The following is a 24,162-nucleotide window of genomic DNA, read 5'->3' on the forward strand; positions in this document are numbered from 1 at the left end:
GTAGTTGCCACAGACGACGACGGCCCCGCCCTCCGTGAGGAGAGCGGGGCCGTCGTGTGATCCGGCGGTGCTAGTTACACCCCGAAGTACATCTCGAACTCGAACGGGTGGGGACGCTGCGCCATGGGCAGGATCTCCTTCTCGCGCTTGTACGCGATCCACGTCTCGATGAGGTCCTCGGTGAACACGTTGCCCTTGGTGAGGAACTCGTGGTCGGCCTCGAGAGCCGCGAGGGCCTCCTCGAGCGAGCCGGGCACCTGGGGGATGTTCTTGGCCTCCTCGGGCGGGAGCTCGTAGAGGTCCTTGTCGACGGGCTCGTGCGGCTCGATACGGTTCTGGATGCCGTCGAGGCCCGCCATCATCTGCGCGGCGAACGCGAGGTAGGGGTTCGACGCCGCGTCGGGAACGCGGAACTCGATGCGCTTCGCCTTCGGGTTCGTGCCGGTGATCGGGATGCGGATCGCCGCCGAGCGGTTGCCGGCCGAGTACACCAGGTTGACGGGAGCCTCGAAGCCCGGGATCAGACGGTGGTACGAGTTGATCGACGGGTTCGTGAAGGCCAGGACGGCCGGGGCGTGCTTGAGCAGGCCGCCGATGTACCAGCGGGCGAGGTCGGAGAGCCCGCCGTAGCCGTTCTCGTCGTAGAACAGCGGCTTGCCGTCGTTCCAGAGCGACTGGTGGGTGTGCATGCCCGAGCCGTTGTCGCCGAAGAGCGGCTTCGGCATGAAGGTGGCGACCTTGCCCCAGAGCTCGGCGGTGTTCTTGACGATGTACTTGAACTTCAGGATGTCGTCGGCCGCGTGCACCATCGTGTCGAAGCGGTAGTTGATCTCCTGCTGGCCGCCGGTGCCCACCTCGTGGTGCGCGCGCTCCAGGATCAGGCCCGACTCGATCAGCTTGATCGAGATGTCGTCGCGGAGGTCGGCCGTCTTGTCGACCGGCGAGACGGGGAAGTAGCCGCCCTTGTAGGCCGTCTTGTTGGCGAGGTTGCCGCCCTCTTCGACGCGGCCGGTGTTCCAGGCGCCCTCTTCGGAGTCGACCGAGTAGAACGAGCCGTTCTGCTTCACGTCGTAGCGGACGTCGTCGAAGATGTAGAACTCGGCCTCGGGGGCGAAGAACGCGGTGTCGGCGATGCCGGTCGAGGCGAGGTAGCGCTCGGCCTTCTTCGCGACCTGACGCGGGTCGCGCGAGTAGAGCTCGCCGTTGCGCGGGTTGAAGATGTCGAAGACCAGGATCAGCGTGCGCTCGGCACGGAACGGGTCGATGTAGCCCGTGGTCACGTCGGGGATCAGCTGCATGTCCGACTCGTGGATCGACGCGAAGCCGCGGATCGAAGAGCCGTCGAAGAGCTGCCCGACCGAGAAGAACTCCTCGTCGACGGTCGAGGCAGGGATGTTGAAGTGCTGCTGGACGCCGGGGAGGTCGGTGAAGCGGATATCAAGGAACTTGACGTCAGTGTCCTTGATGAACTTCAGCACCTCGGAAGAGTCTGTGAACATACGCGAAGGTCTCCAATGGGCGGATCTGTGGGCGAAAGCGGGACGCCTCCAGTCACGAGGCTATTGACGAGGGGTTTCGCCCCGGTGTCGTCAATGTTTCCGGGATGTTACGGGTCGTCCGTCGATCGGGGGACAGCTTTCCCCTCGGCGACTGTCGCTAGGCTCGTCGGCATGTCGAGCACCACCCCGCCGCAGCTTCCCGACGCGCCGCGAGAGAAGCCGCCGTGGCCGGGCCACGATCTCGGGCTCCCTCAGACCGGTGTCCGGTCGATCGCCCGCTTCGGCCGGCGCCTCGTGGCGATCTGCATCGACTGGCTGATCGCCGTGGTGATCTCCTCCGCGTTCCTGCACTACAACGGCTTCGCCACGCTGGGCGTCTTCTTCGTCATGCAGTGCATCTTCCTGATGACGCTCGGCGGCAGCGTCGGCCACCTCGTCGTTCGGCTGCGCCTCGTGCCCGCCCGCGGCGGAGCCCTGGCGTGGTGGAAGCCGCTGATCCGGACCTTCCTGCTCTGCCTGGTCGTCCCGGCGGTCATCTACGACCGCGATCAGCGCGGTCTCCACGACCGTGCGGTCGACACGTTCCTGGTGCGCGTCTGACACTCGTGGTGCAGAGCGTCGCCGGTTCGACGACGAACGCCGCCGACCACGTGGTCGGCGGCGTTCGTGTCACGCGTGGGGTCGCTCGCGATCAGCGCGGGCGGCCCGAGCGCATGCGCATGGGATCGACGCCCTTCGGGATCGGCAGCTTGTTCTGGCCGAGCGACTCGAGGCGGTTCGCGACGGCCAGCACCTCGGTCTTGCCGATGGCGTTCTTGATCTTGTTCATTCGGCCGCCGAGCTTGTGGAGCGGGATCGACTCGTCGTCGCCGGCTCCGACGCTCAGCACGGTGATCGGAACACCGGGCAGGATGCGCGCGACCTTGCGGCGCTCCTCGTCGACGATCTTCGCCGTGGCGCCCTTCGTCCCCTCGGTCACGAGCACGACCCCCGGACGGCCCACGGCGCGGTAGACGGCGGCCTGGTTGCGGCCGTTGACGGCCACGGGCATCTCGCTCGCGCGCCACTGCCGACGCAGGCCGCTCTTGAAGACGGCGCCGACGGCACCCGGCTGACCCGCGATCTGAGAGTAGGCGGCGCGCTCGGCGAGGCGGCCCAGCACGATCATGAAGAGCAGCACGCCGGCGAGGACGCCGACGATGATGTAGAGCACCAGGTTCAGGATGTGACCGCCGCCCAGCACGAGGCCGAGGACGACGCCCACGATCACGGGGACGACGAACGACGCGATCATCCACCAGATCGACGTCGGGTCGTACCGACGGGTCATGGTGAAGACCTGGTACATCTGCTTGATGCGACCGGGCTCTTTCTCGGGTGCCGAAGCGTTCTCCGGCGACTTGCTGCGTGCCATGCTGACCATGGTACGGGCTTCCCGGACGCAATGAGGCCTCCCCAGGTCCGCCCTGAGCGGAGTTGTCCCCGGGTGAGCCCGCCGCCCGGACGACCGCGCCCGCCGCTCGGGCCAGACTCGCGCCATGAAGAACGCAGGAGAACGCGGGCGGACTCTCGCCGACGGGCCTTCGTGCGAGGTCGCCGAGTGGCTGCCCCACGAGCTGTCACCCGTCGACGCCGCGCACGAGGCGACCGTGGTGAAGACGTGGCACGGGCCCGACTCTCGCCGTCGAGCTCTCGCCGAGGCGAGTGCGCTCGCCTGCGTCGACCACGCTCATCTCGCGTCGCTGCGCGGTCTCGTCGACGACGGTCGGCGGCTCGGAATCCTGCTGCCTCGCCTCTCGACGATCACCGCACGGCGCTGGCTCGCGGCGCGAGGGGCTCTTCCGGCGGGCGAGGCCGTGACGCTGCTGATCCCGCTCCTGCGCGCGCTCGTCCACCTCGAACGCCGCGGGCTCGACCGATTGGTCGATCTGGCGAGCGGTGTGACACTCGACGACGTGCTGTTCGACGCGCGAGGGGCTCCGATCGTCGCCTCGCTTCGGGCAGCTGCGGCATCCGGGCCGGAGCGCCTGTGGCGAACCGCAGGGGGCGCCGCCGCTGCCGGTCGACGACTGGTCGCCGACGTTACCCAGCACCTGAGCCCTGGCGTCGACCGTGACGGCCTGGCCGATGCGCTGTCGGCCGAGCCACCACCCGAACTCGACGAGCTCGTCGAGGTCGTCTTCGCCCTGGCCGAGCCGACCCCGCTCACCAGGGTCGCGGTCGCCCTCGACACCGGCGGGGAGGGGGACGGTCACGCCCTCGAACCACCGTCCCAGGGTCCGGAGCTCCGACGGCGGCTCGACGCGGTAGGGCGCAGGATCCTCGACAGCCTGCGCACCATCCGTCCGCGCGTCTGGGTCACCTGCGGCATCGTCGTCGCCTCCTGCGTCGGCGCGCTGTCGCTTCTCGCCGGGTCGGGCCGCGATCCGGCGCCGCCGTCGGCGGGCCCGGCGTCGACTGCCGGCACGGCACCGACTCCCGGCACGGCACCGACTTCACGAACGGGGGAGACTTCCGGCACGGCACCGACTTCCGGCCCGGGGGAGACCGCCCGGGCGACGGATCCGGTGTCGGGCGACAAGGCCGTGCTGGCGGGCGACGATGCCGACGCGGCGTTCCGCCTGCTCCTGCGGCTAAGGGCTGCGTGTCTGCATGAACTCGACACCGACTGCCTCGCGGGAGTCGACGAGGCGGGGTCGCCGGCGTCGGATGCCGATCGTGCGGCGGTCGACGATCCGTCTCGCCTCGGCACGGTCGCGGTCGGACTCGTCGCGGGCGACGTGGTCAACCGTCTCGGCGGTGCGGTGCTCTACGACGCACGGACCACCCCGGACGACGAACCGGCCTCCGTCCTCATGACGAAGACGGAGGCCGGTTGGCGCCTGAGGAGCATCTCGGTGGACGCCCCGTGACGTGTGCTAGATGCCGAGCTTGCCGGCGAAGTCGCCGCCCTCGAGACGGTTCTTCACCGCGACGAGGAAGCGGGCGGCGTCGGCGCCGTCGACGATGCGGTGGTCGTACGAAAGGGCGAGGTACACCATCCAACGGATCGCGATCGAGTCCGAGCCGTCGGCCGTGATCACGACCGGCTTCTTCACCACGATGCCGGTGCCGAGGATGGCGACCTGCGGCAGGAACACGACCGGCGTGTCGAACAGCGCGCCGCGCGACCCGGTGTTGGTCACCGTGAAGGTGCCGCCCGAGAGCTCGTCGGGCGTGAGCTTGTTGTCGCGGGTGCGGCCGGCCAGGTCGGCGATCGAGGCGGCGAGCTCGGCGATGTTGAGCGCCGAGGCGTCCTTCACGACCGGGGTGAGCAGGCCGCGCTCGGTGTCGACCGCCATCGCGATGTTCTCGTGGTCGGGGTAGACGATCGAGTCGCCGTCGACGGTCGCGTTCAGCTTCGGGTAGGCCCGGAGCGCCTCGGCTGCCGCGAGGGTGAAGAAGGGCAGGAAGGAGAGCTTGTTGCCCGTCTTCTGCTGGAACTCGCCCTTGACGCGGTCGCGGAGCGCAGCCACCTTCGTGACGTCGACCTCGACGACGCTCGTGAGCTGAGCGGTCTGCTGCATCGACTCGACGGCGCGCTGGGCGACGACCTTGCGGAGGCGGGTCATCGGCACCGTGGTGCCGCGGAGCGGGGAGTCCTCGAGCGGCACGTACGCCGTCGATGCGGTGGCAGGAGCAGCCGAGCCCGACGCGGCGGGGGTGCTGGCGGCCTTGGCGGCAGCCTCGAGGACGTCCTCCTTGCGGATGCGGCCTCCGACGCCCGAGCCGGCGACCGTCGACAGGTCGACGCCCTGCTCGTTGGCGAGCTTTCGGACGAGCGGCGTGACGTAGCCGACGGGGCCACCGGCGGCAGGAGCCGACGCGGCCGGGGCCGGAGCGGCGGCCGGGACCGGAGCGGCGGCCGGGGCAGGAGCGGCGGCGGGAGCCGGAGCAGCAGCCGGGGCCGGTGCGGCGGCGGGAGCCGGGGTAGCGGCCGGAGCAGCCGCGGGAGCCGGGTCGACCGCAGGCGCAGGAGCCGGGGGAGCGGCGGGTGCTGCCTCCTCCGGAGCGGGAGCGGCGTCGGACGGCACCTCGGCGGCGGGCTCGGGCGTGGCCGCCGACTCGCCGGAGGTCTCGTCGGCCTCGGGCTCGGCTGCGGGGGCCTCCTCGGCCTGCGGGGCGTCGGGCTCCTCGGACGCGCCGGCACCGGAGCCGTCGCCGATCTTGACGAGCGGGGTGCCGACCTCGACGGTTTCGTCCTCGGGGACGAGGATCTCCTCGATCACGCCGGCGATCGGCGAGGGGATCTCGGTGTCGACTTTGTCGGTCGAGACTTCGAGCAGGGGCTCGTCGACCTCGACGCGGTCGCCGACGTTCTTGAGCCAGCGGGTGACCGTGCCCTCGGTGACACTCTCGCCGAGTGCCGGGAGGTTGACGGATTCGCTCATCAGGGGGACTCCTTCTTGCAAAAACTAATGGTGGTGGGAGGTGAACCGGCGGCCCGCAGCGATGCGCTGCGGGCCGCTGGGCTGCTACATGGCGTGGAGGGGCTTGCCGGCCAGTGCCAGCATCGCCTCGCCGATCGCTTCGTTCTGGGTGGGGTGCGCGTGGATCAGCGAGGCCACGTCTTCGGGGTAGGCCTCCCAGTTCACGGTGAGCTGGGCCTCGCCGATGAGCTCGCCGACGCGCGCGCCGATCATGTGGACGCCGATGACGGGGCCGTCGTTGAGGCGGACGACCTTGATCGAGCCGGAGGTGCCGAGGATCGACGACTTGCCGTTGCCCGCGAGGTTGTAGTCGTACGACGAGATCTTGTCGGCGCCGTACTTCTCGGTCGCCTTGGCCGTCGTGAGTCCGACCGACGCGACCTCGGGGTCGGAGTAGGTGACCTTCGGGATGTTCGCGTCTTCGATGACGATGGGCGACTGGCCCGCGATCTCTTCCGCGACGAAGATGCCCTGCTGGAACGAGCGGTGCGCGAGCTGGAGGCCGGGGACGATGTCGCCGACTGCGTAGACTCCGGGCACGCTCGTCTCGAGGCGCTCGTTCGTGATGACGAAGCCGCGGTCCATCGTGATGCCGACCTCTTCGTAGCCGAGGTCCTGCGTGACCGGGCCGCGCCCGACCGCGACCAGGAGGATGTCGGCGTCGAAGGTCTGGCCGTCTTCGAGCGTGACGTGGACGCCCTCGTCGCTCTGCGTGACCGACTGGAAGCGGATGCCGAGCGAGAACTTGATGCCGCGCTTCTTGAACGCGCGCTCGAACGACTTGGAGATCGACTCCTCCTCGTTCGGGACGAGGTGGGGGAGCGCCTCGATGATCTGCACGTCGGAGCCGAAGCTCTTCCAGACGCTGGCGAACTCGACGCCGATCACGCCGCCGCCGAGGATGGCGACGCGGTTCGGGATGTAGTCGAGCTCGAGGGCGTGCTCGCTCGTGATGACCCTGCCGCCGATCTCGAGGCCGGGCAGGCTGCGCGAGTATGAGCCGGTCGCGAGGATGATGTTCTTGCCCGTGATCGTGTCGTCGCCCACCTGCACGGTCGACGGCGAGGTGAGGCGCCCGGCACCGGTGATCGTGGTGATGCCGCGGGCCTTCACGAGACCCTGGAGTCCCTTGTACTTGTGGTCGATGATGTCGCGACGGTAGGTGGTCACGCCGGCCAGGTCGATGCCGTGGAAGTCGGTGTTGACGCCGTACTTCGCGCTCTCGCGCGACACGTCGGCCACCTCGGCCGCGTGCAGCAGGGCCTTCGTCGGAATGCAGCCGCGGTGGAGGCAGGTGCCTCCGACCTTGTCCTTCTCGATGAGGGCGACGGAGAAGCCGAGCTCGCTCGCCCGCAGGGCAGCCGCGTAGCCTCCGCTTCCGCCGCCCAGGACCACGACGTCAAAATTCTGTTCCGACACCCAGCAACTCCTTCGTGCGATCGGAGGGGGCCGCGGCCGTTTGTCGGGCCGCGCAGCCCTCCCAAGTAAGCGGGTTTTCCCGCCTCCACTACCCTAGTACGCCACCTGTTGCCGGGCGGCCAGGCCCAGAGCGAACGCTCTTGGAATCGAGAGAAGAGGGCGAACGCTCTTGGAATCGAGAGAACGAGCCGTCAGGATCCGAGAGACTCCGCGAGCCCGATGAGCGTGCGGACCGCGATGCCCGTCGCCCCCTTCGTGGTGAAGCCGTATCCGCCCGCCTTGTTCTCGCTCGGCCCCGCGATGTCGAGGTGAGCCCAGGGGATGAGGTCGTCGGTGCCGTCGCGCTTGCCGACGAACTCCTTGAGGAAGACGCCCGCGAGGAGCATGCCCGCCGCGGAGTTCCCGGGCGTGGCGTTGACGAGGTCGGCGACGTCCGACTTGAGGCGCTGCCGCAGCTCGGGAGCGAGCGGCACCCGCCAGAACGGCTCGGCGGCGGCGTCGGCGAGCTCGACGACGCGCGGAGCGAGGTCGTCGGTGCCCATCACTCCGACGTAGCGCATGCCGAGTGCGACGATCTGGGCGCCGGTGAGCGTGGCGACGTCCACGATGGCGTCGGGCTGCTCCTCGCTGGCTGCGACGAGGCCGTCGGCCATCACCAGTCGGCCCTCCGCGTCGGTGTTCGTCACCTCGACCGTCGTGCCGCCCTTGATGGTGAGGACGTCGTCGGGGCGGATCGGGTCGGCGCCGAGCATGTTCTCGGAGATGCACATCCAGGCGGTCACTTTGACCGGCAGTCCCAGCTCGGCCGCTGCCAGAGTGACCGCCATGACGGTCGCGGCGCCGGTCATGTCGTACTTCATGCCGAGCATGCTGCCGGAGGGCTTGAGCGAGAGCCCGCCGGTGTCGTAGGTGATGCCCTTGCCGACCAGCGCGAGGTGCTTCGTGGCGCCTGCCGGCGAGTAGACGACCTTGGCCATGCGCGGCGGGCGGGCGGAGCCCTGCCCCACGCCGATGATGCCGCCCCAGCCGCCGGCCTTCAGCTCGTCGCCGGCGAGCACGGTGACGGTGACGTCGTCGTGGGTGCCGAGGCGGACGGCCGCGTCGGCGAGATCGGCGGGGGCGAGGTCGATCGGCGGCGTCATCACGAGGTCGCGGACCGTGTGGACGGCTGTCGCGACGGTCGTCGCCCGGGCGACCACCTGCTCCTGCACGGCGGTGTCGGTCACGAAGACGATCTCAGCGACCGCGGGCTTGGAGTCCTTCGCCGAGGCGTGGCGGTAGGCGTCGAACGAGTAGGCGCCGATGGCCGCGCCCTCGAGGGTCGCCAGGGCCTCGGGCTCGTCGGCCACGGGGAGCGCGAGAGCGACCCGGGGCTGGCCGGCCAGCTGGCGTGCCGCGGATCCTGCGGCGTAGCGGAGCGTCTCGACCGACGGCTCGCCGCCGAGGCCGATGAGAGCCAGCGACGTCACGCCCGACGGCGCAGCATCGCCCAGCGCCGAGATCGGCAGACGGGTGAGCTCGTCGCGGCCGCCCGTGACGCCCAGGTCGACGAGCTGCGCGGCGAGGTCGGGGGCGTCGCGCAGGAGCCGAGGCGCGTCGCCGTTCGCTCCCGGCACGACCCCGACGACGAGCACGTCGGCGGCTTCGAGAGCGGACACAGGGACGACGGAGAGCTGGGGGACGGTCATGCTCCGAGCCTAGCCACGGCGGGCGACCGCACGCCTCCGCGCGCGAGCCGACACGTGTTCGCTGTCAGCATCGCCCGGCCGGGCGTGCCGGGGCGGAGCAGGTGCCTAGCATGGAGGAATGTCCGATCCTGACGACCTGTACGAGCTCGCCGATGCCGCCTCCGGCATCCCCGCCGGTCTGCCGCTCGTGGCCGGGCTCACCGGGTTCGCGGACGCAGGCAGCACGGTCGCACAGCTGTCGCAGTACATGCTCGACACGCTCGACGGCGAGGTCGTCGCCACGTTCGACGTCGACACCCTTCTCGACTACCGCGCCCGTCGGCCGATCATCACGTTCGACCAGGACCACATCGAGGACTACGAGGCGTCGAGCCTGACGCTCTCCCTCATGAAGGACGAGATCGGGCAGCAGTTCCTCCTCCTCTCGGGCTTCGAGCCCGACTTCCGCTGGCGCCAGTTCACTCGCGCCGTCCTCGGTCTCATCGAGCGCTACCAGGTGTCGACGACGACCTGGGTTCAGGCGATCCCCATGCCGGTGCCGCACACGCGACCGCTCGGCGTGACGGTGAGCGGGAACCGGGTCGACCTGATCGAGTCGCTGTCGGTGTGGAAGCCGACCACGCAGGCTCCTGCGAACGCCCTCCACCTCCTCGAGTACACGCTCGCGAAGACCGAGCACCCGATCGCCGGATTCGTGCTGCTCGTGCCGCACTACCTGGCCGACACCGAGTTCCCCGACGCGGCGGTCGCCGCCCTGTCGAGCATCAGCGCCGCCACCGGACTCATCTTCCCGACCGACCGTCTGCGCGAGGAGGGGCGGGACTTCCTCGCCAAGGTCGACGAGCAGGTGCAGGGCAACCACGAGCTCACCTCGCTGGTCGAGACCCTGGAGAAGCGGCACGACACGTACATGGAGGGGAACCCTCTGCCGTCGCCCCTCATCGGCTCCGACGGGCAGGTGCCCAGCGCCGACGCGATCGCCGCCGAGCTGGAGAAGTTCCTCTCGCGGAGGGGCGACGACGAGACCGGGCCTACCATCGGCTGATCGCCCGCCGACGGGAATGCGTGAGGCCTGTCACGCGTTCTTCTTTCCGTAGTCATTGCGCACCGCGCAGGTTCTCCATTACCAGGATCCACGTGTTCTGTAAACGGCGACCCTCGCGACGTGCAATAATTGCGTACGGACCCGTTCCTGCCCGCGAGTGAAACGCCGGGGGCTTGACATGGGTCCTTGGTTTGCCCAAAAACACCGGTTTGCCCCAAACACCAGGTTCTCCCACACCCCGGTTTGCCCACACGTGCCGCTCACCACGGCCTCAGCCCGACTGAAAGGTGCACCCCATGGCCACTCGCACCAAGACCACCACCGCGACCGTCGAGGTCGACGAGGAGGCCGCCGTCGCCGAGACGGCCGCCGCGCCCGCCGCCAAGACGGGCGCCACCAAGACCGCCGCCGCCAAGACCGCGGCGAAGAAGGCTCCGGCGAAGGCCGCCACCAAGAAGGCGTCGCCGGCCAAGACCTCCAAGAAGGCGAAGTCGGACGACGACGAGGACGACGACGTCGCCGTCGACGAGGCCGATGTCGAGACCGAGGACACCGCCGAGACGCCCGACGACTCCACCGATGACGAGTCCGCCGACGAGGCGTCCGACGACGACGAGAGCGACGAGGCCAAGGCCGCGCGTGCCGCCGACGAGGTTCTGCCCACCGGTGCGCTGGTCATCTCGCAGGACGACGACGACGAGATCCCCGTCTACTCGACGACGATCACCGGCGCCACGGCCGACCCGGTCAAGGACTACCTCAAGCAGATCGGAAAGGTCGCGCTCCTCAACGCGGCCGAAGAGGTCGAGCTCGCGATGCGCATCGAGGCGGGCCTGTTCGCCGAGGACAAGCTGTCGAACTCCACCGGCCTCTCCAAGGAGCTCGAGCGCGAGCTGCGCTGGGTCGCCCGCGACGGTCAGCGCGCCAAGAGCCACCTGCTCGGCGCGAACCTCCGCCTCGTGGTGAGCCTCGCCAAGCGCTACACCGGCCGCGGCATGCAGTTCCTCGACCTGATCCAGGAGGGCAACCTCGGCCTCATTCGCGCCGTCGAGAAGTTCGACTACACGAAGGGCTTCAAGTTCTCGACGTACGCGACGTGGTGGATCCGTCAGGCCATCACGCGCGCCATGGCCGACCAGGCCCGCACGATCCGCATCCCCGTCCACATGGTCGAGGTCATCAACAAGCTGGCCCGCGTCCAGCGTCAGATGCTGCAAGACCTGGGTCGCGAGCCCACGCCCGAAGAGCTGTCGCGGGAGCTCGACATGACGCCCGAGAAGGTCATCGAGGTCCAGAAGTACGGCCGCGAGCCCATCTCGCTCCACACTCCGCTGGGCGAGGACGGCGACAGCGAGTTCGGCGACCTCATCGAGGACACCGAGGCGGTCGTCCCGGCCGACGCGGTGGGCTTCACCATGCTGCAGAAGCAGCTGGAGTCGCTGCTCGACAGCCTCTCCGAGCGCGAGGCCGGCGTGATCCGCATGCGCTTCGGCCTCGGCGACGGCATGCCGAAGACCCTCGACCAGATCGGCGACACGTTCGGCGTGACGCGCGAGCGGATCCGGCAGATCGAGTCGAAGACGATGGCGAAGCTGCGTCACCCGTCGCGGTCGCAGTCGCTCCGCGACTACCTCGAGTAAGAGTCTCCCGCCGCCGACACTGCCGCCGACGTAAGGAATTCCTTGAAGTACTTCTTCCCGATCCTCCTCGGGCGCCTCGCCCGTGTTCTCGCGAGAGCCCGAGGGGGAGGGTCGGCGTACCCGGGCTACCTCGTCCTCAAGCTCCTGCCGTCGTTCCTGACGGACGTCACCCGGCAGTTCGACCGCGGCGTGCTCTTCGTCCTCGGCTCGAACGGCAAGTCGACCACGACGCACATGCTCTCCGACGTGATGCGCGCGCACGGGCTCCGTGTGTTCACGAACCCGACCGGGGCGAACCTCCCGCAGGGCATCGCCTCCGCGCTCCTGAGCGAGGTCAGCCTGTTCGGCCGGCTGAAGGCCGACGTCGGCGTGCTGGAGGTCGACGAGGCGTTCGCCGTCGAACTCTCCGGGCACCTGCACCCGTCGACCGTGCTCATGCTCAACGTGCAGGTCGACCAGCTCTACCGCTTCTACGAGACCGAGCGCGTCGCCGCGATGATGACCGACACGGCAGCGACCGCGTCGGCGCACGTCGTCACCAACCGCGACGACGAATACATCGGCCCGTTCTCGTCCGCCTCGCTCGACGTCACGCGCTTCGGCGCCTCGGCGGCACTCGTCGCGGCGGCCCCGCACGGGCTTCAGAACGCCAACGACTTCACCCGGGGCGCAGGAGCCGCGGCTCCTGCGCTCGACGCCCAGGCCGAGGTCACCGCTCTGACCCCCGCCGGCGCGACGATCGCCCTGGGCGGCGCGTCGATCGACGTGCGGCTTCCGGCCCGCGGCCTGCACTACGCCGTCGACGCCGCCGCCGCGATCCAGACCGCCCGCGTCGCCCTCGGCGCAGAGTTCGACGAGGTCAAGGCGCAGGCGGCGTTCGCGTCGATGAAGCCGGCCTACGGTCGTGGGGAACGACTGAAGATCGGCTCCGACGAGGCCGAGTTCGTCATGTTCAAGAACGCGGCGAGCCTGCAGCTCAATCTCGACGCACTGCAGTCGGCGCCCGAGCAGGTGCTGCTCGCCATCGACGAGGGCACGCCCGACATCTCGTGGATCTACGACGTCGACTTCGGAAACCTCGACCACGTCGACGTGGTCTCGGGAGCGAAGGCGTGGCAGATCGCCCTGCGACTCGAGCACGCCGGCATCCCGATCACGACGGTCGAGCCGGACATCGAGAAGGCGATCGAGCTGATGAAGCGCCTCCCGTCGCCCTCCCACAAGACCAAGAACTTCATCGTCAACTACGAGCAGATGATGATCGCCCGCAAGATGCTCGGCTACCCCGACCTGGAGAAGCGCGCATGAGCCTCATCACCCTCCTCCAGCTCTACCCCGAGCAGCTCGGCGTCTCGGGCGACGGCGGGAACGTCGTCACGCTGGCCGAGCGCGCACGTCGCGCGGGGCACTCGGTCGAGCTCGTGTCGCACCGGCCGGGCGACGAGATCCCCGCGGCGGTGCCCGATCTCGTGCACGTGGGCAGCGGCCCGCTCTCGACTCTGCGCGCCATCCACTCGGATGCGCAGAGGTTCGCGGGGCTCCTGCGCGACTGGGCCGACGCCGGGGTCCCGATCGTCGCCATCGGCGGCGGCATGGAGCTGCTGTCGAACGGCATCACCGGCGAGGGCGCCGACCTCGAGGGCCTGGGCCTGTTCGACGCGGTTGCGCATCGCGGGGCGAAGCGGCGGGCGAACTACTTCCGCGTCGAGACGACGTACGATGGCGACCTGCTGACGCTGTTCGGCTTCGAGGACCACGCCACCCGCTTCGAGCTCGGCCCGACCGGCACGCCGTTCGGAATCGTCGCCAGCGGCGGCGGCAACGGCGACGGCACCGAGGGTGTCGTGCGCGGCGCCTCGTTCGGCACGCAGCTGAAGGGCCCGGCGCTGCCGCTGAACCCCGAGCTCACCGACCGCGTGCTCACCGCCGCCCTGGCTCGCACCGGCGGCACCTACGAGACGAACGCCTTGCACGCGAAACTCGACGAGTTCGCCCGGCAGTCGCGCCTCGTCATCGAGAAGAACCTGGAGCACGTCTTCAAGGCGATGTAGCCCCGACTCTCCGCTCGCTCTGCGACAAAACGCGACACCTGCGACGCTCGAGGACGTCGCAGGTGTCGCGTTTTGTCGCGCGGAAGGGGGGCTAGGGGGCGCGGACCTCGAGCGTCAGGCGCACCTCGATGCGGTCGCCGATCGCGACGCGCTCGGCATCCTGCACCCGCTTCTTGATGGGCACGACGTAGGCGCCGTCCTTGGGCCAGAGCGAGGTGGTGACGGTCGTGTCGCCGACCGTGAGCGTGACCGGGATCATGCCCCAGCCGTAGGTCACGAGCGACGCGACATCGGCGATCGCGTCTGCGGCGTCGTCGGGCACCGTCACGAAGTGGAACGGCGCCGGGCCGCGCCACTCGCACACCTCTCCTTCGAACGACAGCTCCATGCCTTCACGCTAACGCCGAGGGCGGGACGGCAGAAGGCCCGCACCCCGGGGTCGGGATGCGGGCCTTCTTGATAAGTCTGTCGAAGCCTCGTGCCTAGTGGGCGCTGAGCTTGGCGGTCTCGTCGAGCCACTCGAGCGCGTTCGGCTGCAGCTTCTCTTTGAACTTCGCGCCGTGGTGGGCGCAGAAGAGAAGTTCGCCCGATGCCATGGTCGCCCGGATGTAAGCCTGGGCTCCGCAGGAATCGCAGCGATCTGCCGCGGTCAGCTGGTAGCGGGAGCCGAGCTCGTCGACGGCGTCGTGGTGGGTGGCCATCTGAGTCATGTGATGCTCCTCCAATCGGTGGTGCGCGGGTTCTAGACACCAATGAAAACACAGCACTGTTTCGATCGCGCGTCATTTGGCCGGATTTCGCTGGCCGCGTACGCGAATCGACGCCCCCAGTTCGAGCGCCGGTGAACCCCGTGTTTCTGCGGGGGTGTCGGGCGCAGGAGCAGGCGAAGACCCTCGTATCCTGAAGTGGTCGTGTGCCCTGCATCGTTCCTCTGAGCGAACCGTACGCACACCGCAGAATCACCGAAGGAGAACCGTGGCCACCACCACGCCCGACAGCTACTCCGCGCGGCACCTCTCGGTGCTCGAAGGCCTCGAGGCCGTCCGCAAGCGGCCCGGTATGTACATCGGCTCGACCGACTCGCGCGGCCTCATGCACTGCCTCTGGGAGATCATCGACAACGCCGTCGACGAGGCTCTCGGCGGGTTCGGCACGTCGATCGACGTGATCCTGCACGCCGACGACAGCGTCGAGGTGCGCGACACCGCCCGCGGCATCCCGGTCGACATCGAACCGAAGACCGGGCTCACCGGCGTCGAGGTGGTCTTCACCAAGCTGCACGCCGGCGGCAAATTCGGCGGCGGCTCGTACGCGGCGTCGGGCGGGCTCCACGGTGTCGGCGCGTCGGTCGTGAACGCACTCAGCGAGCGGCTCGACGTGAGCGTCGACCGCGGCGGGAAAACGCACTCGATGTCGTTCCACCGGGGCGAGCCCGGGACCTTCGCCGACGTCGACGCGAGCGACCCGCATCCTGATGCAGCCTTCGCTCCGTTCGAGCAGGACTCGACGCTGCGGGTGACCGGCAAGGTCGCGAAGGGCGTCACAGGCACACGGGTGCGCTACTGGGCCGACCGGCAGATCTTCACCAAGGGCGCCGCCTTCTCGACCGAAGACCTGGTGGCGCGCGCGCAGCAGACCGCCTTCCTGGTGCCGGGCCTCACGATCCGGATCCGCGACGAGCGACCGGCCAGCATCGCCCTCAGCGAAGACGGCCAGGCCATCGAGAGCGTCTTCTCGTACGAGGGCGGCATCTCGGAGTTCGTCGACCACCTCGCACCCGACCGCGCGCTGACCGACACCTGGCGGCTCACCGGCACCGGCCACTACACCGAGACCGTTCCCGTGCTCGACGACAAGGGCCACATGGTGTCGACCGAGGTCAAGCGCGAGTGCGAGGTCGACATCGCCCTGCGCTGGGGCGAGGGCTACGAGACCGTCACACGGAGCTTCGTCAACATCATCGCCACGCCGAAGGGCGGCTCGCACCAGGCCGGCTTCGACCAGGGGCTGCTCAAGTTCCTCAAGCAGCAGGTCGACCAGAACGCCCGCAGGCTCAAGGCCGGCAACGACAAGCTCGAGAAGGACGACATCATGGCGGGCCTCACCGCCGTCCTGACGGTGCGCCTGCCCGAGCCGCAGTTCGAGGGCCAGACGAAAGAGGTGCTGGGCACGCCCGCCGTCCGCGCGATCGTCGCGAAGGTCGTGGGCGACGGCATGGCCGCGCTCTACGCATCGTCGAAGCGCGACGACAAGACCCAGACCGCAGCGCTCCTCGACAAGATCGTCGCCGAGATGAAGTCGCGCATCGCCGCCCGCGCCCACAAGGAGACGCAGCGACGCAAGAACGCCCTCGAGTCGTCGTCGCTCCCCGCGAAGCTCGTCGACTGCCGCTCGAACGACGTCGCCTCGACCGAGCTGTTCATCGTCGAGGGCGACTCGGCCCTCGGCACCGCGCGTGCGGCCCGCAACAGCGAGTACCAGGCGCTCCTGCCGATCCGCGGCAAGATCCTCAACGTGCAGAAGGCCTCGGTCAGCGACATGCTCTCGAACCTCGAGTGCGCGTCGATCATCCAGGTCATCGGCGCAGGATCCGGGCGGTCGTTCGACCTCGACCAGGCCCGCTACGGCAAGGTCATCATCATGAGCGACGCCGACGTCGACGGCGCGCACATCCGCACGCTCCTGCTGACGCTCTTCTTCCGCTACATGCGCCCGATGATCGAGTCCGGGCGCGTGTTCGCCGCCGTCCCGCCGCTTCACCGCGTCGTCGTCCAGAACCCCGGGTCGAAGCCGAACGAGACGATCTACACCTACTCCGAGCAAGAGCTCCAGGGAGTCCTGGCGGGCCTTCGCAAGTCGGGCAAGAAATACCAGGATCCGATCCAGCGCTACAAGGGCCTCGGCGAGATGGACGCCGAGCAGCTCGCCACCACGACGATGGACCGCACCGGGCGGCTCCTGCGACGGGTGAAGGTCGAGGACGCCGAGAACGCTGGCCGCGTGTTCGAGCTGCTCATGGGCAACGACGTCGCACCCCGCAAGGACTTCATCATCGACGGGGCGAACGACCTCACGCGCGAGAGAATCGACACGTAGCCCGCGGCCACGGCCGCAGCACCAGATTCGGCATCAGCCGCAGCACCACCCGGGAGAGTCATGCGCCTCACACCCACCCAGATCGCGTATCGCGACGCCGTGCGCGAGCTGTGCGCGTCGCTCGTGCCCGACGAGGCGGCCCGGCGGCGGCTGACCGCCAACGACTCGCTGCTGCACAGCGAGGAGGCCGCCACGGCTTTCGCCGAGCGCGACCTTCTCGGGGTGTCGCTGCCCGAGGCGGACGGCGGCGCCGGGCGTTCGTTCGTCGAGGAGTGCCTGCTCCTGGAGGAGACGGCCCGCACGGGCGTGCCTCTCATGGCCTACTCGACGGCCCTGACGGCCGCGCAGTCGTACCTGCGTTTCGGCGATGCGACCCATCGACGCACGATCGTCGAGTCGCTGCGGCATGGCCACGCCGAGTCGATCTCGTTCACCGAACCCGAGGCCGGCAGCGACCTGGCGTCGGCGCAGACCACCGCGCGACGCGACGGCGACGACTGGGTCATCTCGGGCCGCAAGACCTGGATCTCGTTCGCCCACCTCGCCCGCCATCTGCTCGTCCTCACCCGCACCGACGACACCGGTGTGCGGCACGACGGGCTCACGCTGCTCATGGTGCCCGCCGACGCGCCGGGCGTGACGATCCGCGCGATCCCGACCATGGGGGCGCACATGGTCAACGACGTCTTCCTCGACGAGGTCCGGGTCGCAGGAGCAGCGGTGGTCGGCCAGGTGGGCGAGGCCTGGCGGCACCTCGGCCGAGGTCTCGCGGTCGAACGTCTCATCATCGGCGCCATGTGCGTGGGCGCCTCCCAGCGCGCCCTCGACCAGCTCGTCGCGCACGTCACCACGCGGGTGCAGTTCGGCAAGCCGCTCTCGAAGAAGCAGGCGGTGGCGCACCGGATCGCCGACCTCGCGACCGAGATCGCGGTGCTGCGGTCGTTCGTCTACGACGTCGCCGAGCGGATCGACCTGGGGGAGGAGGACGCCCTGAACTTCGAGGCGTCGATGGCGAAGCTCAAGGGCTCCGAGACCTTCAAGAAGACGACGCTCGAGGCCGTGCAGCTGATGGGCGGATACGGCTACGGATCGGAGTTCGGCATGGAGCAGCAGCTGCGCACCGCGATCGCGCCGACGATCTACGGCGGGGCGAACGAGGTGCAGCGCGAGATCGTCGCGCGCGGCCTCGGCCTCTGACTCACCTCCTCCGCGACACAACGCGACACCCGCGACGCTCCACGGCGTCGCGGGTGTCGCGTTGTGTCGCAACAGAGGGTCGCTAGGAGACCGCGGCGCCGATCGAGCCGACGACCGTGTCGAGCGGGGCGCCGGAGGCGTCGCGCCGCGACAGCGCCGTCGGCAGGGCGCGCACGCCGCCGTCAGCCGCCACGGCGAGGGGCGGCGCGAGGCCGACCCACGCGACCGACAGGGAGTCCTCGCCCTTCAGAAGCGCGTGCGCCCTCACCCCGCCGGTCGCACGCCCCTTGGCGGGATAGTCGCCGAACGCCGACACCTTGGCACGGCCGGGGTCGGCACCCGCGATCGTCGACGCCGAGGTCGAGATGGTGGCGACGACGGCGTCGGCGGTGTCGGCGACGGCCCCGAAGAAGATGACCGCTGCTCCTGCGCCCAGAGAGATGCCGGCCACGCCGCCGCCCGCCGGGCCCTGCGGGCGCACCAGCGACGCGGAGAACCGCAGCAGCTGCGTGGTCGAGGTGATGAAGACGAGCTCGTCGGAGTCGGGGCCCTGCGCCGCGCCGACCAGCGAGTCGCCGGGCTTCAGCGCGATCACCGGGAAGTCGGGCTTGGACGGCCAGGCACCCGGCGTGACCCGCTTGACGACGCCCTGTGCGGTGCCGAGCGCGAGCGGCAGGTCGGCGTCGAGCGACACCAGCGCCAGCACCTTCTCGCCCGTCGCGAGCACGCCGAGGTAGTCCTTGATCGGCACACCCGCGCCGAGCTGCACCGAGGTCGGGGGAGCGGCGGGCACGTCGACCGGGCTGAACCGGATGAGGCGCCCGGCAGTGGTCACGGCCCCGATCTCGGCCCGCGTGGTGGTCGTGAGCGCCGACCGGATGGCGTCGTGCTTGGTGCGCCTGGAGGGCACGACGACGGCCGACCCATCGGAATCGGCTGAGGGCAGATCGACGCGCAGGATCCGACCCGTCGTCGACAGATACACCCTCGTCGGCGCATCCGCGACCTCGAGAACGGGCGCCGACCGCTTCGACGTCGATGCGACCGACGGCGCAGCCTCCGTGAGCAGGGTGCGCCGGGGAGTGCCGTACGTGTCGGCGATGTCCTCCAGCTCGGTGGAGACGAGGGCCCGCAGCTTCGCGCCGTCGGCCAGCAGCTCGCGCAGCTCGGCGATCGCGGCGTTGAGCTCGTCGCGCTCGTTCTCGAGCTCGATGCGGCTGAACCGGGTGAGGCGGCGCAGGCGCAGCTCGAGGATGTACTCGGCCTGCAGGTCGGAGAGGTCGAACACCTGGCGCAGGCGCGTCTTGGCCGCGTCGGAGTCGTCGCTCGTGCGGATGACCTGAATCACCTCGTCGATGTCGACGATGGCGATGAGGAGGCCCTCGACCAGGTGCAGGCGGTCCTCGCGGCGCTGGAGGCGGTACCGACTGCGCCTCGTGACGACGTCGATGCGGTGGGCGACGTAGACCTCGAGGAGCTCCTTGAGGCCCAGAGTCCGCGGCTGGCCGTCGACGAGCGCCACGTTGTTGATCGAGAAGCCGTCTTCGAGCGGAGTGTGCCGGTACAGCTGCTCGAGGACCGCCTCGGGGCTGAAGCCCGTCTTGATCTCGACGATGAGGCGCATGCCGTGGTGGCGGTCGCTGAAGTCGTTGACGTCGGAGATGCCCGTCAGCTTCTTGGCGTTGACGCCGTCCTTGATCTTCTCGATGACCTTCTCGGGGCCGATCATGTAGGGCAGCTCGGTGAAGACGAGGCCCTTCTTGCGCGCCGTGAGGTTCTCGATCGACACGCGGGCGCGGGTCTTGAACGAGCCGCGGCCCGCGGCGTAGGCGTCGCGCACGCCGGCGAGGCCGGCGATGGTGCCGCCGGTGGGCAGGTCGGGCCCGGGGATGAAGGCCATGAGGTCGTCGAGCGAGGCGTCGGGGTGGTCGATCAGGTGGCGGGCCGCGCCGATGACCTCGATGAGGTTGTGCGGGGCCATGTTGGTCGCCATGCCGACGGCGATGCCCGAGCCGCCGTTGACGAGGAGGTTCGGGAACGCGCTCGGCAGCACGTCAGGCTGCATGAGCTGGTTGTCGTAGTTAGGCACGAAGTCGACGACGTCTTCGCCGATGCCCTCGACCATGGCGAGGGCCGCAGGAGCCAGTCGCACCTCGGTGTACCGGGCAGCCGCGGGCGGGTCGTCCAGAGAGCCGAAGTTGCCGTGCCCGTCGACCGTGGGCAGCCGCATGGTGAAGTCCTGCGCGAGGCGCACCAGGGCGTCGTAGATCGCCGAGTCGCCGTGCGGGTGGAGCTTGCCCATCACCTCGCCGGTGACGCGGGCGCTCTTCACGTGGCCGCGGTCGGGCCGTAGCCCCATCTCGGACATCTGGTACAGGATCCGGCGCTGCACCGGCTTGAGGCCGTCGCGGGCGTCGGGCAGGGCGCGCGAGTAGATGACCGAGTAGGCGTATTCGAGGAACGAGCCCTGCATCTCGGCGGAGACGTCGATCTCCTCGATCCGCTCGCCGTCGAAGGCTCCGCTGCCGCCCGTGATGTCGGTCGTGGTCATGTCCCGCCGTTCCGCCGCCGACACCCGGCCCCGATGGCCGTGCTCGCCGGTGTTTCTGCCTGTTCCGGGCCCCTGTGTCAGACTGGAGCCGATGACGACCATGGTACCGACGCGCCCCTCCGGCGCCGGGAGCCTGGCCGACGTCCTGCCGAGTTGCGCGGCCGCGATCCTCGGTCCGGGCGCCGGCTTCGACGACACGCTGGGGCTGGGGGCCGCCCGGTCGGTCGTCCTGCTGCTCGTCGACGGGCTCGGCTCGGCGGCACTCTCGGCGCGCTCCGCCTACGCCCGGACTCTCGCGGCGAAGCGCACGTCGCTGTTCTCGGGCTTCCCGACGACCACCGCGTCGGCCCTCGCCACGGTCACCACGGGCGCCCTGCCGGGGGAGCACGGCCTCGTCGGGTACTCGGTGCTCGACCCCGAGGGCGACCGCGTCGTGAAGCAGCTGTCGGAGTGGACCGGTGCCGTAGATCCTGCGACCTGGCAGCGCCGACCCACCGTCTTCGAGTCGGTGCGGGCCTCGGGCGCCGACGTCGCGCTGTCGGTGGTCGGGCCGGCGCGGTACGCCGCGTCCGGGCTGACGAAGGCGATCCTCCGCGGCGCCGACTACCGGTCGGCCGACAGCGTCTCGGCGAGGTTCGACGAGACACGGCGCCTGCTCGCCGCCCCCGGCCGCAGCCTGACCTACCTCTACGTGCCCGAGCTCGACATGGCCGGCCACCGCTACGGGTGGGAGTCCGACCGCTGGTCAGCGGCCCTCGAGAGCCTCGACGCCGAGATCAGGCGCCTGGAGCAGGATCTGGCGGCCGATCAGGCCCTCGTCGTCACGGCCGACCACGGTGTCCTCGACGTCCCGAACCACCGTCACATCGTCTACGGCGACGAGGCCGACCTCATGAACGGGGTGCGACACGTCGCGGGTGAGCCGCGATGCCTCCAGCTCCACGTCGACCCGACCGCGTCGGCGGAGCAGCGTGCTGACCTCCTGGCGGCCTGGCGGGAGTCCGAGGACTCGAGGTCGTGGGTCGTGTCACGGGACGAGGCCGTCGAAGCCGGCTGGTTCGGCGAGGTCGCGCCCGACGTTCTGCCGCGCATCGGCGACGTCCTCGTCGCCGCACGCAAGGGCATCGCCTACTACCGCGGTGAGAACGACCGGGGTCGGGGCATGATCGGGCAGCACGGCTCGTGGTCGTCGGAGGAGACGCAGGTGCCACTGATCCGCTTCGGCGCGTTCGCCTAGGCCCGACTCCGTCAACCCACGACGTCGCCTCGCGGCGACGCCGACTGGAAGTCAGGCGGGGTCGTCGTCCGATCGGGCGCCGAACACGATCTCGTCCCAGCTCGGCATGGACGCGCGGCCCTTGCGAGCGCGGCTCTTGGCGCGCGCGGGCTCGGGTGCGCCCTCCGACGGAGACGTCGGGCGCGCACGATTGGCCGTGGGATGCGTGGCGATCGGCTTCGTCGCCCGGGGCGGCTCGGCGCCGTCGCGGGTGTCGTCGACCACACCGTCGTCCTCGCCCAGGTCGTCCAGGGCGGGCAGCGGCACCTCGATCACCCGGAGCGACCCGGTGGACGGGTGGGCCGCTCGCGAGTCGGCCGCCGACGGGCCGGAGGCGTCGTCGGCCTCGGGGTCGAAGCGGGCCGCCTCGCGCTCACCGCGGCGACGTCGCAGCGCCTCGAGCAGGTCCGCGGTCTGATTGTGGTCGGTCGCGGCCTCCGGCGCCCTGTTCATCGCGGCGAACGATGCGGCCGAGCGGCCGTCGCGGGTGCGATCGAACGGCACCGGCGGCTCGGGGATCACCGTCTCGGGTGCCTCGGGAGCGAGCTCGAAGGCGCCGCTGTCGAAGCGACCCGACTCGTCCGGCTGGGCCGGGGCGGAGCCGATGAGCGGCGCGTCGGTGAGGTCGATCGGGCCGGTCGAGCCGACCGCCCGAAGACGCGGGACGAGAGTGGTCTTCGAGCCGTCCTGGCGCGAGAGGGTGTGGGCATCGCCGTCGAGCGGAGCCAGAGCCTGCTTCTTCGGCTCGAACCGCCACGACGCCTCGCGCTCGACCTCGGAGGCCGTGTAGGTCACGTGCACGACCCAGCCGGCTTCGTCCTTGTAGCTGGTCCAGTCGCGGTCCGTGGCGTCGGCCCGGTCGAGCCGGGCGTCGATGACGTCGCCGAAGCGGCTGGTCTCGGCCGTCGCGCCGTCGGCGCCGACGACGCTGACCTGCACGGACCGGGCGCTCTCGAGCAGGAAACCTCGCTCGTCGAGCACGGGCCCCTCGAACCGGCGCACGTAGTCGATCTCGGCGCCAGTCGCGGCAGCGACCTCCTCGGCCGTCTTGCCCGCGCGGATGCTCGCCTGGATCTCACGAGGCGTGACACGGGCGGCGGATGCGGCCTGAGCCGGTCGCAGCTCGGGGTTCGCCTGTCGCAGCTGCGACTGCAGCGACAGCGTCACGGGCAGGCGGAATTCGCTGCCGGCGTCGGTGGCGACGAGCAGCGCGCCGCTCTCGACTCCGATGACCTTCAGATCCTGCATGGTGTCACGCCTTTCGCCGTCGTGATTCGCCAGTCAGGATGCCACGGAACACCCGCGATTCCGGGGAATAACGCGGGCGTGCCGCAAGTTGACACCGTGCGGTTCGAGGGGCGTCGACAGAGGCCTCGACGGGCCGCGCGGACCGGTTTGCTATTGAACTGTGTTTGGTGCAAACTGTGCCCGCGATTTTGCGAAGCGCACTTCTCGACAGGTGTGCGACTTCGGTACACAGCACCGACGACAGACTGGATGGGCATGGCCACCGACTACGACGCACCTCGAAAGAACGACGACGATTCCGAGTCGATCGAGGCGCTGAAAGAGCGGGTTCCCGACAAGATGTCCGGTGTGGTCGACGTCGATGACGCCGACAACCCCGGCAGCTTCGAACTCGCGGGTCAGGATCTCTCCGACCTCGATCTCGACGTCGTCGTCCTGCCCCCGCAGGCCGACGAGTTCACCTGCGTCGAGTGCTTCCTCGTGAAGCACCGCTCGCAGCTCGACCACGAGACCAAGCTCGGCCCTATCTGCCTGGAGTGCGCGGCCTGATCCCGTCGATGGCCCGGCTCAGCTTCTGGGGTGTCCTGGTGGACACCAGCCAGTAGGGGGCCGGGTCGTTCAGATCGGTCAGCTCGATCCTCAGCACCGGGTGCACCCACCCGCGAAAGAGAGTCCACGCACGCGCGTCCAGGCGCGGACCCCGTTCGGCCGTCGCTTCCTCCGCGAGGAAAGCGGCGGCCGTTCCCATCTCCTGGGGGTAGAGCACGGCGCGCCCGGCGTGGAAGCCCTCCTCGTCGACGCGGAGCACCGGCGACCCGAACCACAGGGCCGCGGCGAACGCGAGGAACAGCACGATCCCGATCGCCCACCCCACCGGGACGTTGATCGGCAGGAACACCAGCACGCACGCCGGCACGACCATCAGCAGGGCCAGGAAGACGAGCGGGGGCGGCACGAGGCGTTCGCGGTACGAGGTGTTCATA

General features: G+C 69.8%; 20 protein-coding genes. 10 read left to right on the forward strand and 10 right to left on the reverse strand.

The annotated features are described in order from the left end of the window. Positions 1–74 precede the first annotated feature (74 nt). Complete coding sequence (gene glnA, locus C8E83_RS05550) at positions 75–1,499, reverse strand: type I glutamate--ammonia ligase (protein WP_121368806.1); 1,425 nt, start codon at positions 1,497–1,499, stop codon at positions 75–77. A gap of 171 nt (positions 1,500–1,670) precedes the next feature. Between glnA and C8E83_RS05555 the strand changes: the two genes are divergently transcribed. Further along, complete coding sequence (locus C8E83_RS05555; protein ID WP_121368807.1) at positions 1,671–2,099, forward strand: RDD family protein; 429 nt, start codon at positions 1,671–1,673, stop codon at positions 2,097–2,099. Between the two features lie 91 nt (positions 2,100–2,190). Here the strand turns inward: C8E83_RS05555 and C8E83_RS05560 are convergent, their stop codons facing one another. Continuing rightward, positions 2,191–2,913, reverse strand: a complete 723-nt coding sequence (locus C8E83_RS05560) for a DUF4191 domain-containing protein (RefSeq protein WP_121371760.1) — start codon at positions 2,911–2,913, stop codon at positions 2,191–2,193. A gap of 124 nt (positions 2,914–3,037) precedes the next feature. Here C8E83_RS05560 and C8E83_RS05565 point away from each other — a divergent pair, with 124 nt between their 5' ends. Further along, positions 3,038–4,411 carry a serine/threonine-protein kinase gene (locus tag C8E83_RS05565; protein WP_121368808.1) on the forward strand — a complete coding sequence of 458 codons (1,374 nt, stop codon included), beginning with the start codon at positions 3,038–3,040 and terminating at the stop codon, positions 4,409–4,411. A 6-nt stretch (positions 4,412–4,417) separates the two neighbouring features. Here the strand turns inward: C8E83_RS05565 and sucB are convergent, their stop codons facing one another. From sucB to C8E83_RS05580, 3 genes are all read right to left on the reverse strand, one after another. Further along, entirely contained in the window at positions 4,418–5,929 is a 1,512-nt protein-coding gene (sucB, locus tag C8E83_RS05570) for a 2-oxoglutarate dehydrogenase, E2 component, dihydrolipoamide succinyltransferase (protein ID WP_121368809.1), read from the reverse strand. An 84-nt stretch (positions 5,930–6,013) separates the two neighbouring features. After that, on the reverse strand, positions 6,014–7,387 hold the full coding sequence (gene lpdA, locus C8E83_RS05575; protein WP_121368810.1) for a dihydrolipoyl dehydrogenase: 1,374 nt from the start codon (positions 7,385–7,387) through the stop codon (positions 6,014–6,016). Between the two features lie 191 nt (positions 7,388–7,578). Continuing rightward, complete coding sequence (locus C8E83_RS05580; RefSeq protein ID WP_121368811.1) at positions 7,579–9,075, reverse strand: leucyl aminopeptidase; 1,497 nt, start codon at positions 9,073–9,075, stop codon at positions 7,579–7,581. A gap of 118 nt (positions 9,076–9,193) precedes the next feature. Here C8E83_RS05580 and C8E83_RS05585 point away from each other — a divergent pair, with 118 nt between their 5' ends. The 4 genes from C8E83_RS05585 to C8E83_RS05600 all read left to right on the forward strand — a co-directional run bounded on the left by C8E83_RS05585 (position 9,194) and on the right by C8E83_RS05600 (position 13,811). After that, positions 9,194–10,120 (forward strand): proteasome assembly chaperone family protein, encoded by a 927-nt coding sequence (locus C8E83_RS05585; RefSeq protein ID WP_121368812.1) that lies wholly within the window; start codon positions 9,194–9,196, stop codon positions 10,118–10,120. Between the two features lie 296 nt (positions 10,121–10,416). Further along, positions 10,417–11,760 carry an RNA polymerase sigma factor gene (locus C8E83_RS05590; RefSeq protein ID WP_121368813.1) on the forward strand — a complete coding sequence of 448 codons (1,344 nt, stop codon included), beginning with the start codon at positions 10,417–10,419 and terminating at the stop codon, positions 11,758–11,760. A 42-nt stretch (positions 11,761–11,802) separates the two neighbouring features. After that, the gene (locus C8E83_RS05595; RefSeq protein ID WP_121368814.1) at positions 11,803–13,068 is read left to right on the forward strand and encodes a MurT ligase domain-containing protein; all 1,266 of its coding nucleotides are present in this window, start codon (positions 11,803–11,805) and stop codon (positions 13,066–13,068) included. Next, positions 13,065–13,811: a type 1 glutamine amidotransferase gene (locus C8E83_RS05600; RefSeq protein ID WP_121368815.1), complete on the forward strand. Its 747-nt coding sequence runs from the start codon at positions 13,065–13,067 to the stop codon at positions 13,809–13,811. The genes C8E83_RS05595 and C8E83_RS05600 overlap by 4 nt, the downstream gene beginning before the upstream one ends. A gap of 91 nt (positions 13,812–13,902) precedes the next feature. On the opposite strand, the gene C8E83_RS05605 is transcribed toward C8E83_RS05600, so the two are convergent. Then, the gene (locus tag C8E83_RS05605; protein WP_121368816.1) at positions 13,903–14,199 is read right to left on the reverse strand and encodes a DUF1905 domain-containing protein; all 297 of its coding nucleotides are present in this window, start codon (positions 14,197–14,199) and stop codon (positions 13,903–13,905) included. Between the two features lie 94 nt (positions 14,200–14,293). Further along, positions 14,294–14,521, reverse strand: a complete 228-nt coding sequence (locus tag C8E83_RS05610) for a DUF7455 domain-containing protein (protein WP_121368817.1) — start codon at positions 14,519–14,521, stop codon at positions 14,294–14,296. 265 nt (positions 14,522–14,786) lie between these two features. Here C8E83_RS05610 and C8E83_RS05615 point away from each other — a divergent pair, with 265 nt between their 5' ends. Together C8E83_RS05615 and C8E83_RS05620 are read left to right on the forward strand one after the other, a co-directional pair. After that, entirely contained in the window at positions 14,787–16,907 is a 2,121-nt protein-coding gene (locus C8E83_RS05615; RefSeq protein WP_121368818.1) for a DNA gyrase/topoisomerase IV subunit B, read from the forward strand. A 60-nt stretch (positions 16,908–16,967) separates the two neighbouring features. After that, complete coding sequence (locus tag C8E83_RS05620; RefSeq protein ID WP_121368819.1) at positions 16,968–18,104, forward strand: acyl-CoA dehydrogenase family protein; 1,137 nt, start codon at positions 16,968–16,970, stop codon at positions 18,102–18,104. An 82-nt stretch (positions 18,105–18,186) separates the two neighbouring features. Here C8E83_RS05620 and C8E83_RS05625 read toward each other — a convergent pair whose 3' ends face one another. Continuing rightward, on the reverse strand, positions 18,187–20,655 hold the full coding sequence (locus C8E83_RS05625; protein ID WP_121368820.1) for a DNA gyrase/topoisomerase IV subunit A: 2,469 nt from the start codon (positions 20,653–20,655) through the stop codon (positions 18,187–18,189). 91 nt (positions 20,656–20,746) lie between these two features. Here C8E83_RS05625 and C8E83_RS05630 point away from each other — a divergent pair, with 91 nt between their 5' ends. After that, positions 20,747–21,892 carry an alkaline phosphatase family protein gene (locus C8E83_RS05630; RefSeq protein ID WP_245981438.1) on the forward strand — a complete coding sequence of 382 codons (1,146 nt, stop codon included), beginning with the start codon at positions 20,747–20,749 and terminating at the stop codon, positions 21,890–21,892. 51 nt (positions 21,893–21,943) lie between these two features. On the opposite strand, the gene sepH is transcribed toward C8E83_RS05630, so the two are convergent. Then, positions 21,944–23,179, reverse strand: coding sequence for a septation protein SepH (gene sepH, locus C8E83_RS05635; RefSeq protein WP_121371762.1), 1,236 nt, complete (start codon positions 23,177–23,179; stop codon positions 21,944–21,946). A gap of 255 nt (positions 23,180–23,434) precedes the next feature. Between sepH and C8E83_RS05640 the strand changes: the two genes are divergently transcribed. Continuing rightward, positions 23,435–23,728 carry a DUF4193 domain-containing protein gene (locus C8E83_RS05640; RefSeq protein ID WP_066283692.1) on the forward strand — a complete coding sequence of 98 codons (294 nt, stop codon included), beginning with the start codon at positions 23,435–23,437 and terminating at the stop codon, positions 23,726–23,728. Here C8E83_RS05640 and C8E83_RS05645 read toward each other — a convergent pair. Beyond that, complete coding sequence (locus C8E83_RS05645; protein WP_121368821.1) at positions 23,703–24,161, reverse strand: DUF3093 domain-containing protein; 459 nt, start codon at positions 24,159–24,161, stop codon at positions 23,703–23,705. The two genes, C8E83_RS05640 and C8E83_RS05645, sit on opposite strands and share 26 nt — an antisense overlap. Position 24,162 lies beyond the last annotated feature (1 nt).

Origin of the sequence: Frondihabitans australicus, from assembly GCF_003634555.1 — a bacterium.
GTDB classification, from domain to species: Bacteria; Actinomycetota; Actinomycetes; order Actinomycetales; family Microbacteriaceae; genus Frondihabitans; species Frondihabitans australicus.

Coding starts and splice junctions, on each gene's coding strand:
- C8E83_RS05630 (WP_245981438.1), top strand. CDS start 20,747: ATGACGACCATGGTACCGACGCGCCCCTCCGGCGCCGGGAGCCTGGCC.
- C8E83_RS05560 (WP_121371760.1), bottom strand. CDS start 2,913: ATGGCACGCAGCAAGTCGCCGGAGAACGCTTCGGCACCCGAGAAAGAG.
- C8E83_RS05590 (WP_121368813.1), top strand. CDS start 10,417: ATGGCCACTCGCACCAAGACCACCACCGCGACCGTCGAGGTCGACGAG.
- C8E83_RS05585 (WP_121368812.1), top strand. CDS start 9,194: ATGTCCGATCCTGACGACCTGTACGAGCTCGCCGATGCCGCCTCCGGC.
- sucB (WP_121368809.1), bottom strand. CDS start 5,929: ATGAGCGAATCCGTCAACCTCCCGGCACTCGGCGAGAGTGTCACCGAG.
- C8E83_RS05645 (WP_121368821.1), bottom strand. CDS start 24,161: ATGAACACCTCGTACCGCGAACGCCTCGTGCCGCCCCCGCTCGTCTTC.
- glnA (WP_121368806.1), bottom strand. CDS start 1,499: ATGTTCACAGACTCTTCCGAGGTGCTGAAGTTCATCAAGGACACTGAC.
- C8E83_RS05640 (WP_066283692.1), top strand. CDS start 23,435: ATGGCCACCGACTACGACGCACCTCGAAAGAACGACGACGATTCCGAG.
- C8E83_RS05555 (WP_121368807.1), top strand. CDS start 1,671: ATGTCGAGCACCACCCCGCCGCAGCTTCCCGACGCGCCGCGAGAGAAG.
- C8E83_RS05565 (WP_121368808.1), top strand. CDS start 3,038: ATGAAGAACGCAGGAGAACGCGGGCGGACTCTCGCCGACGGGCCTTCG.
- C8E83_RS05600 (WP_121368815.1), top strand. CDS start 13,065: ATGAGCCTCATCACCCTCCTCCAGCTCTACCCCGAGCAGCTCGGCGTC.
- C8E83_RS05605 (WP_121368816.1), bottom strand. CDS start 14,199: ATGGAGCTGTCGTTCGAAGGAGAGGTGTGCGAGTGGCGCGGCCCGGCG.
- sepH (WP_121371762.1), bottom strand. CDS start 23,179: ATGCAGGATCTGAAGGTCATCGGAGTCGAGAGCGGCGCGCTGCTCGTC.
- C8E83_RS05625 (WP_121368820.1), bottom strand. CDS start 20,655: ATGACCACGACCGACATCACGGGCGGCAGCGGAGCCTTCGACGGCGAG.
- C8E83_RS05580 (WP_121368811.1), bottom strand. CDS start 9,075: ATGACCGTCCCCCAGCTCTCCGTCGTCCCTGTGTCCGCTCTCGAAGCC.
- C8E83_RS05610 (WP_121368817.1), bottom strand. CDS start 14,521: ATGACTCAGATGGCCACCCACCACGACGCCGTCGACGAGCTCGGCTCC.
- C8E83_RS05620 (WP_121368819.1), top strand. CDS start 16,968: ATGCGCCTCACACCCACCCAGATCGCGTATCGCGACGCCGTGCGCGAG.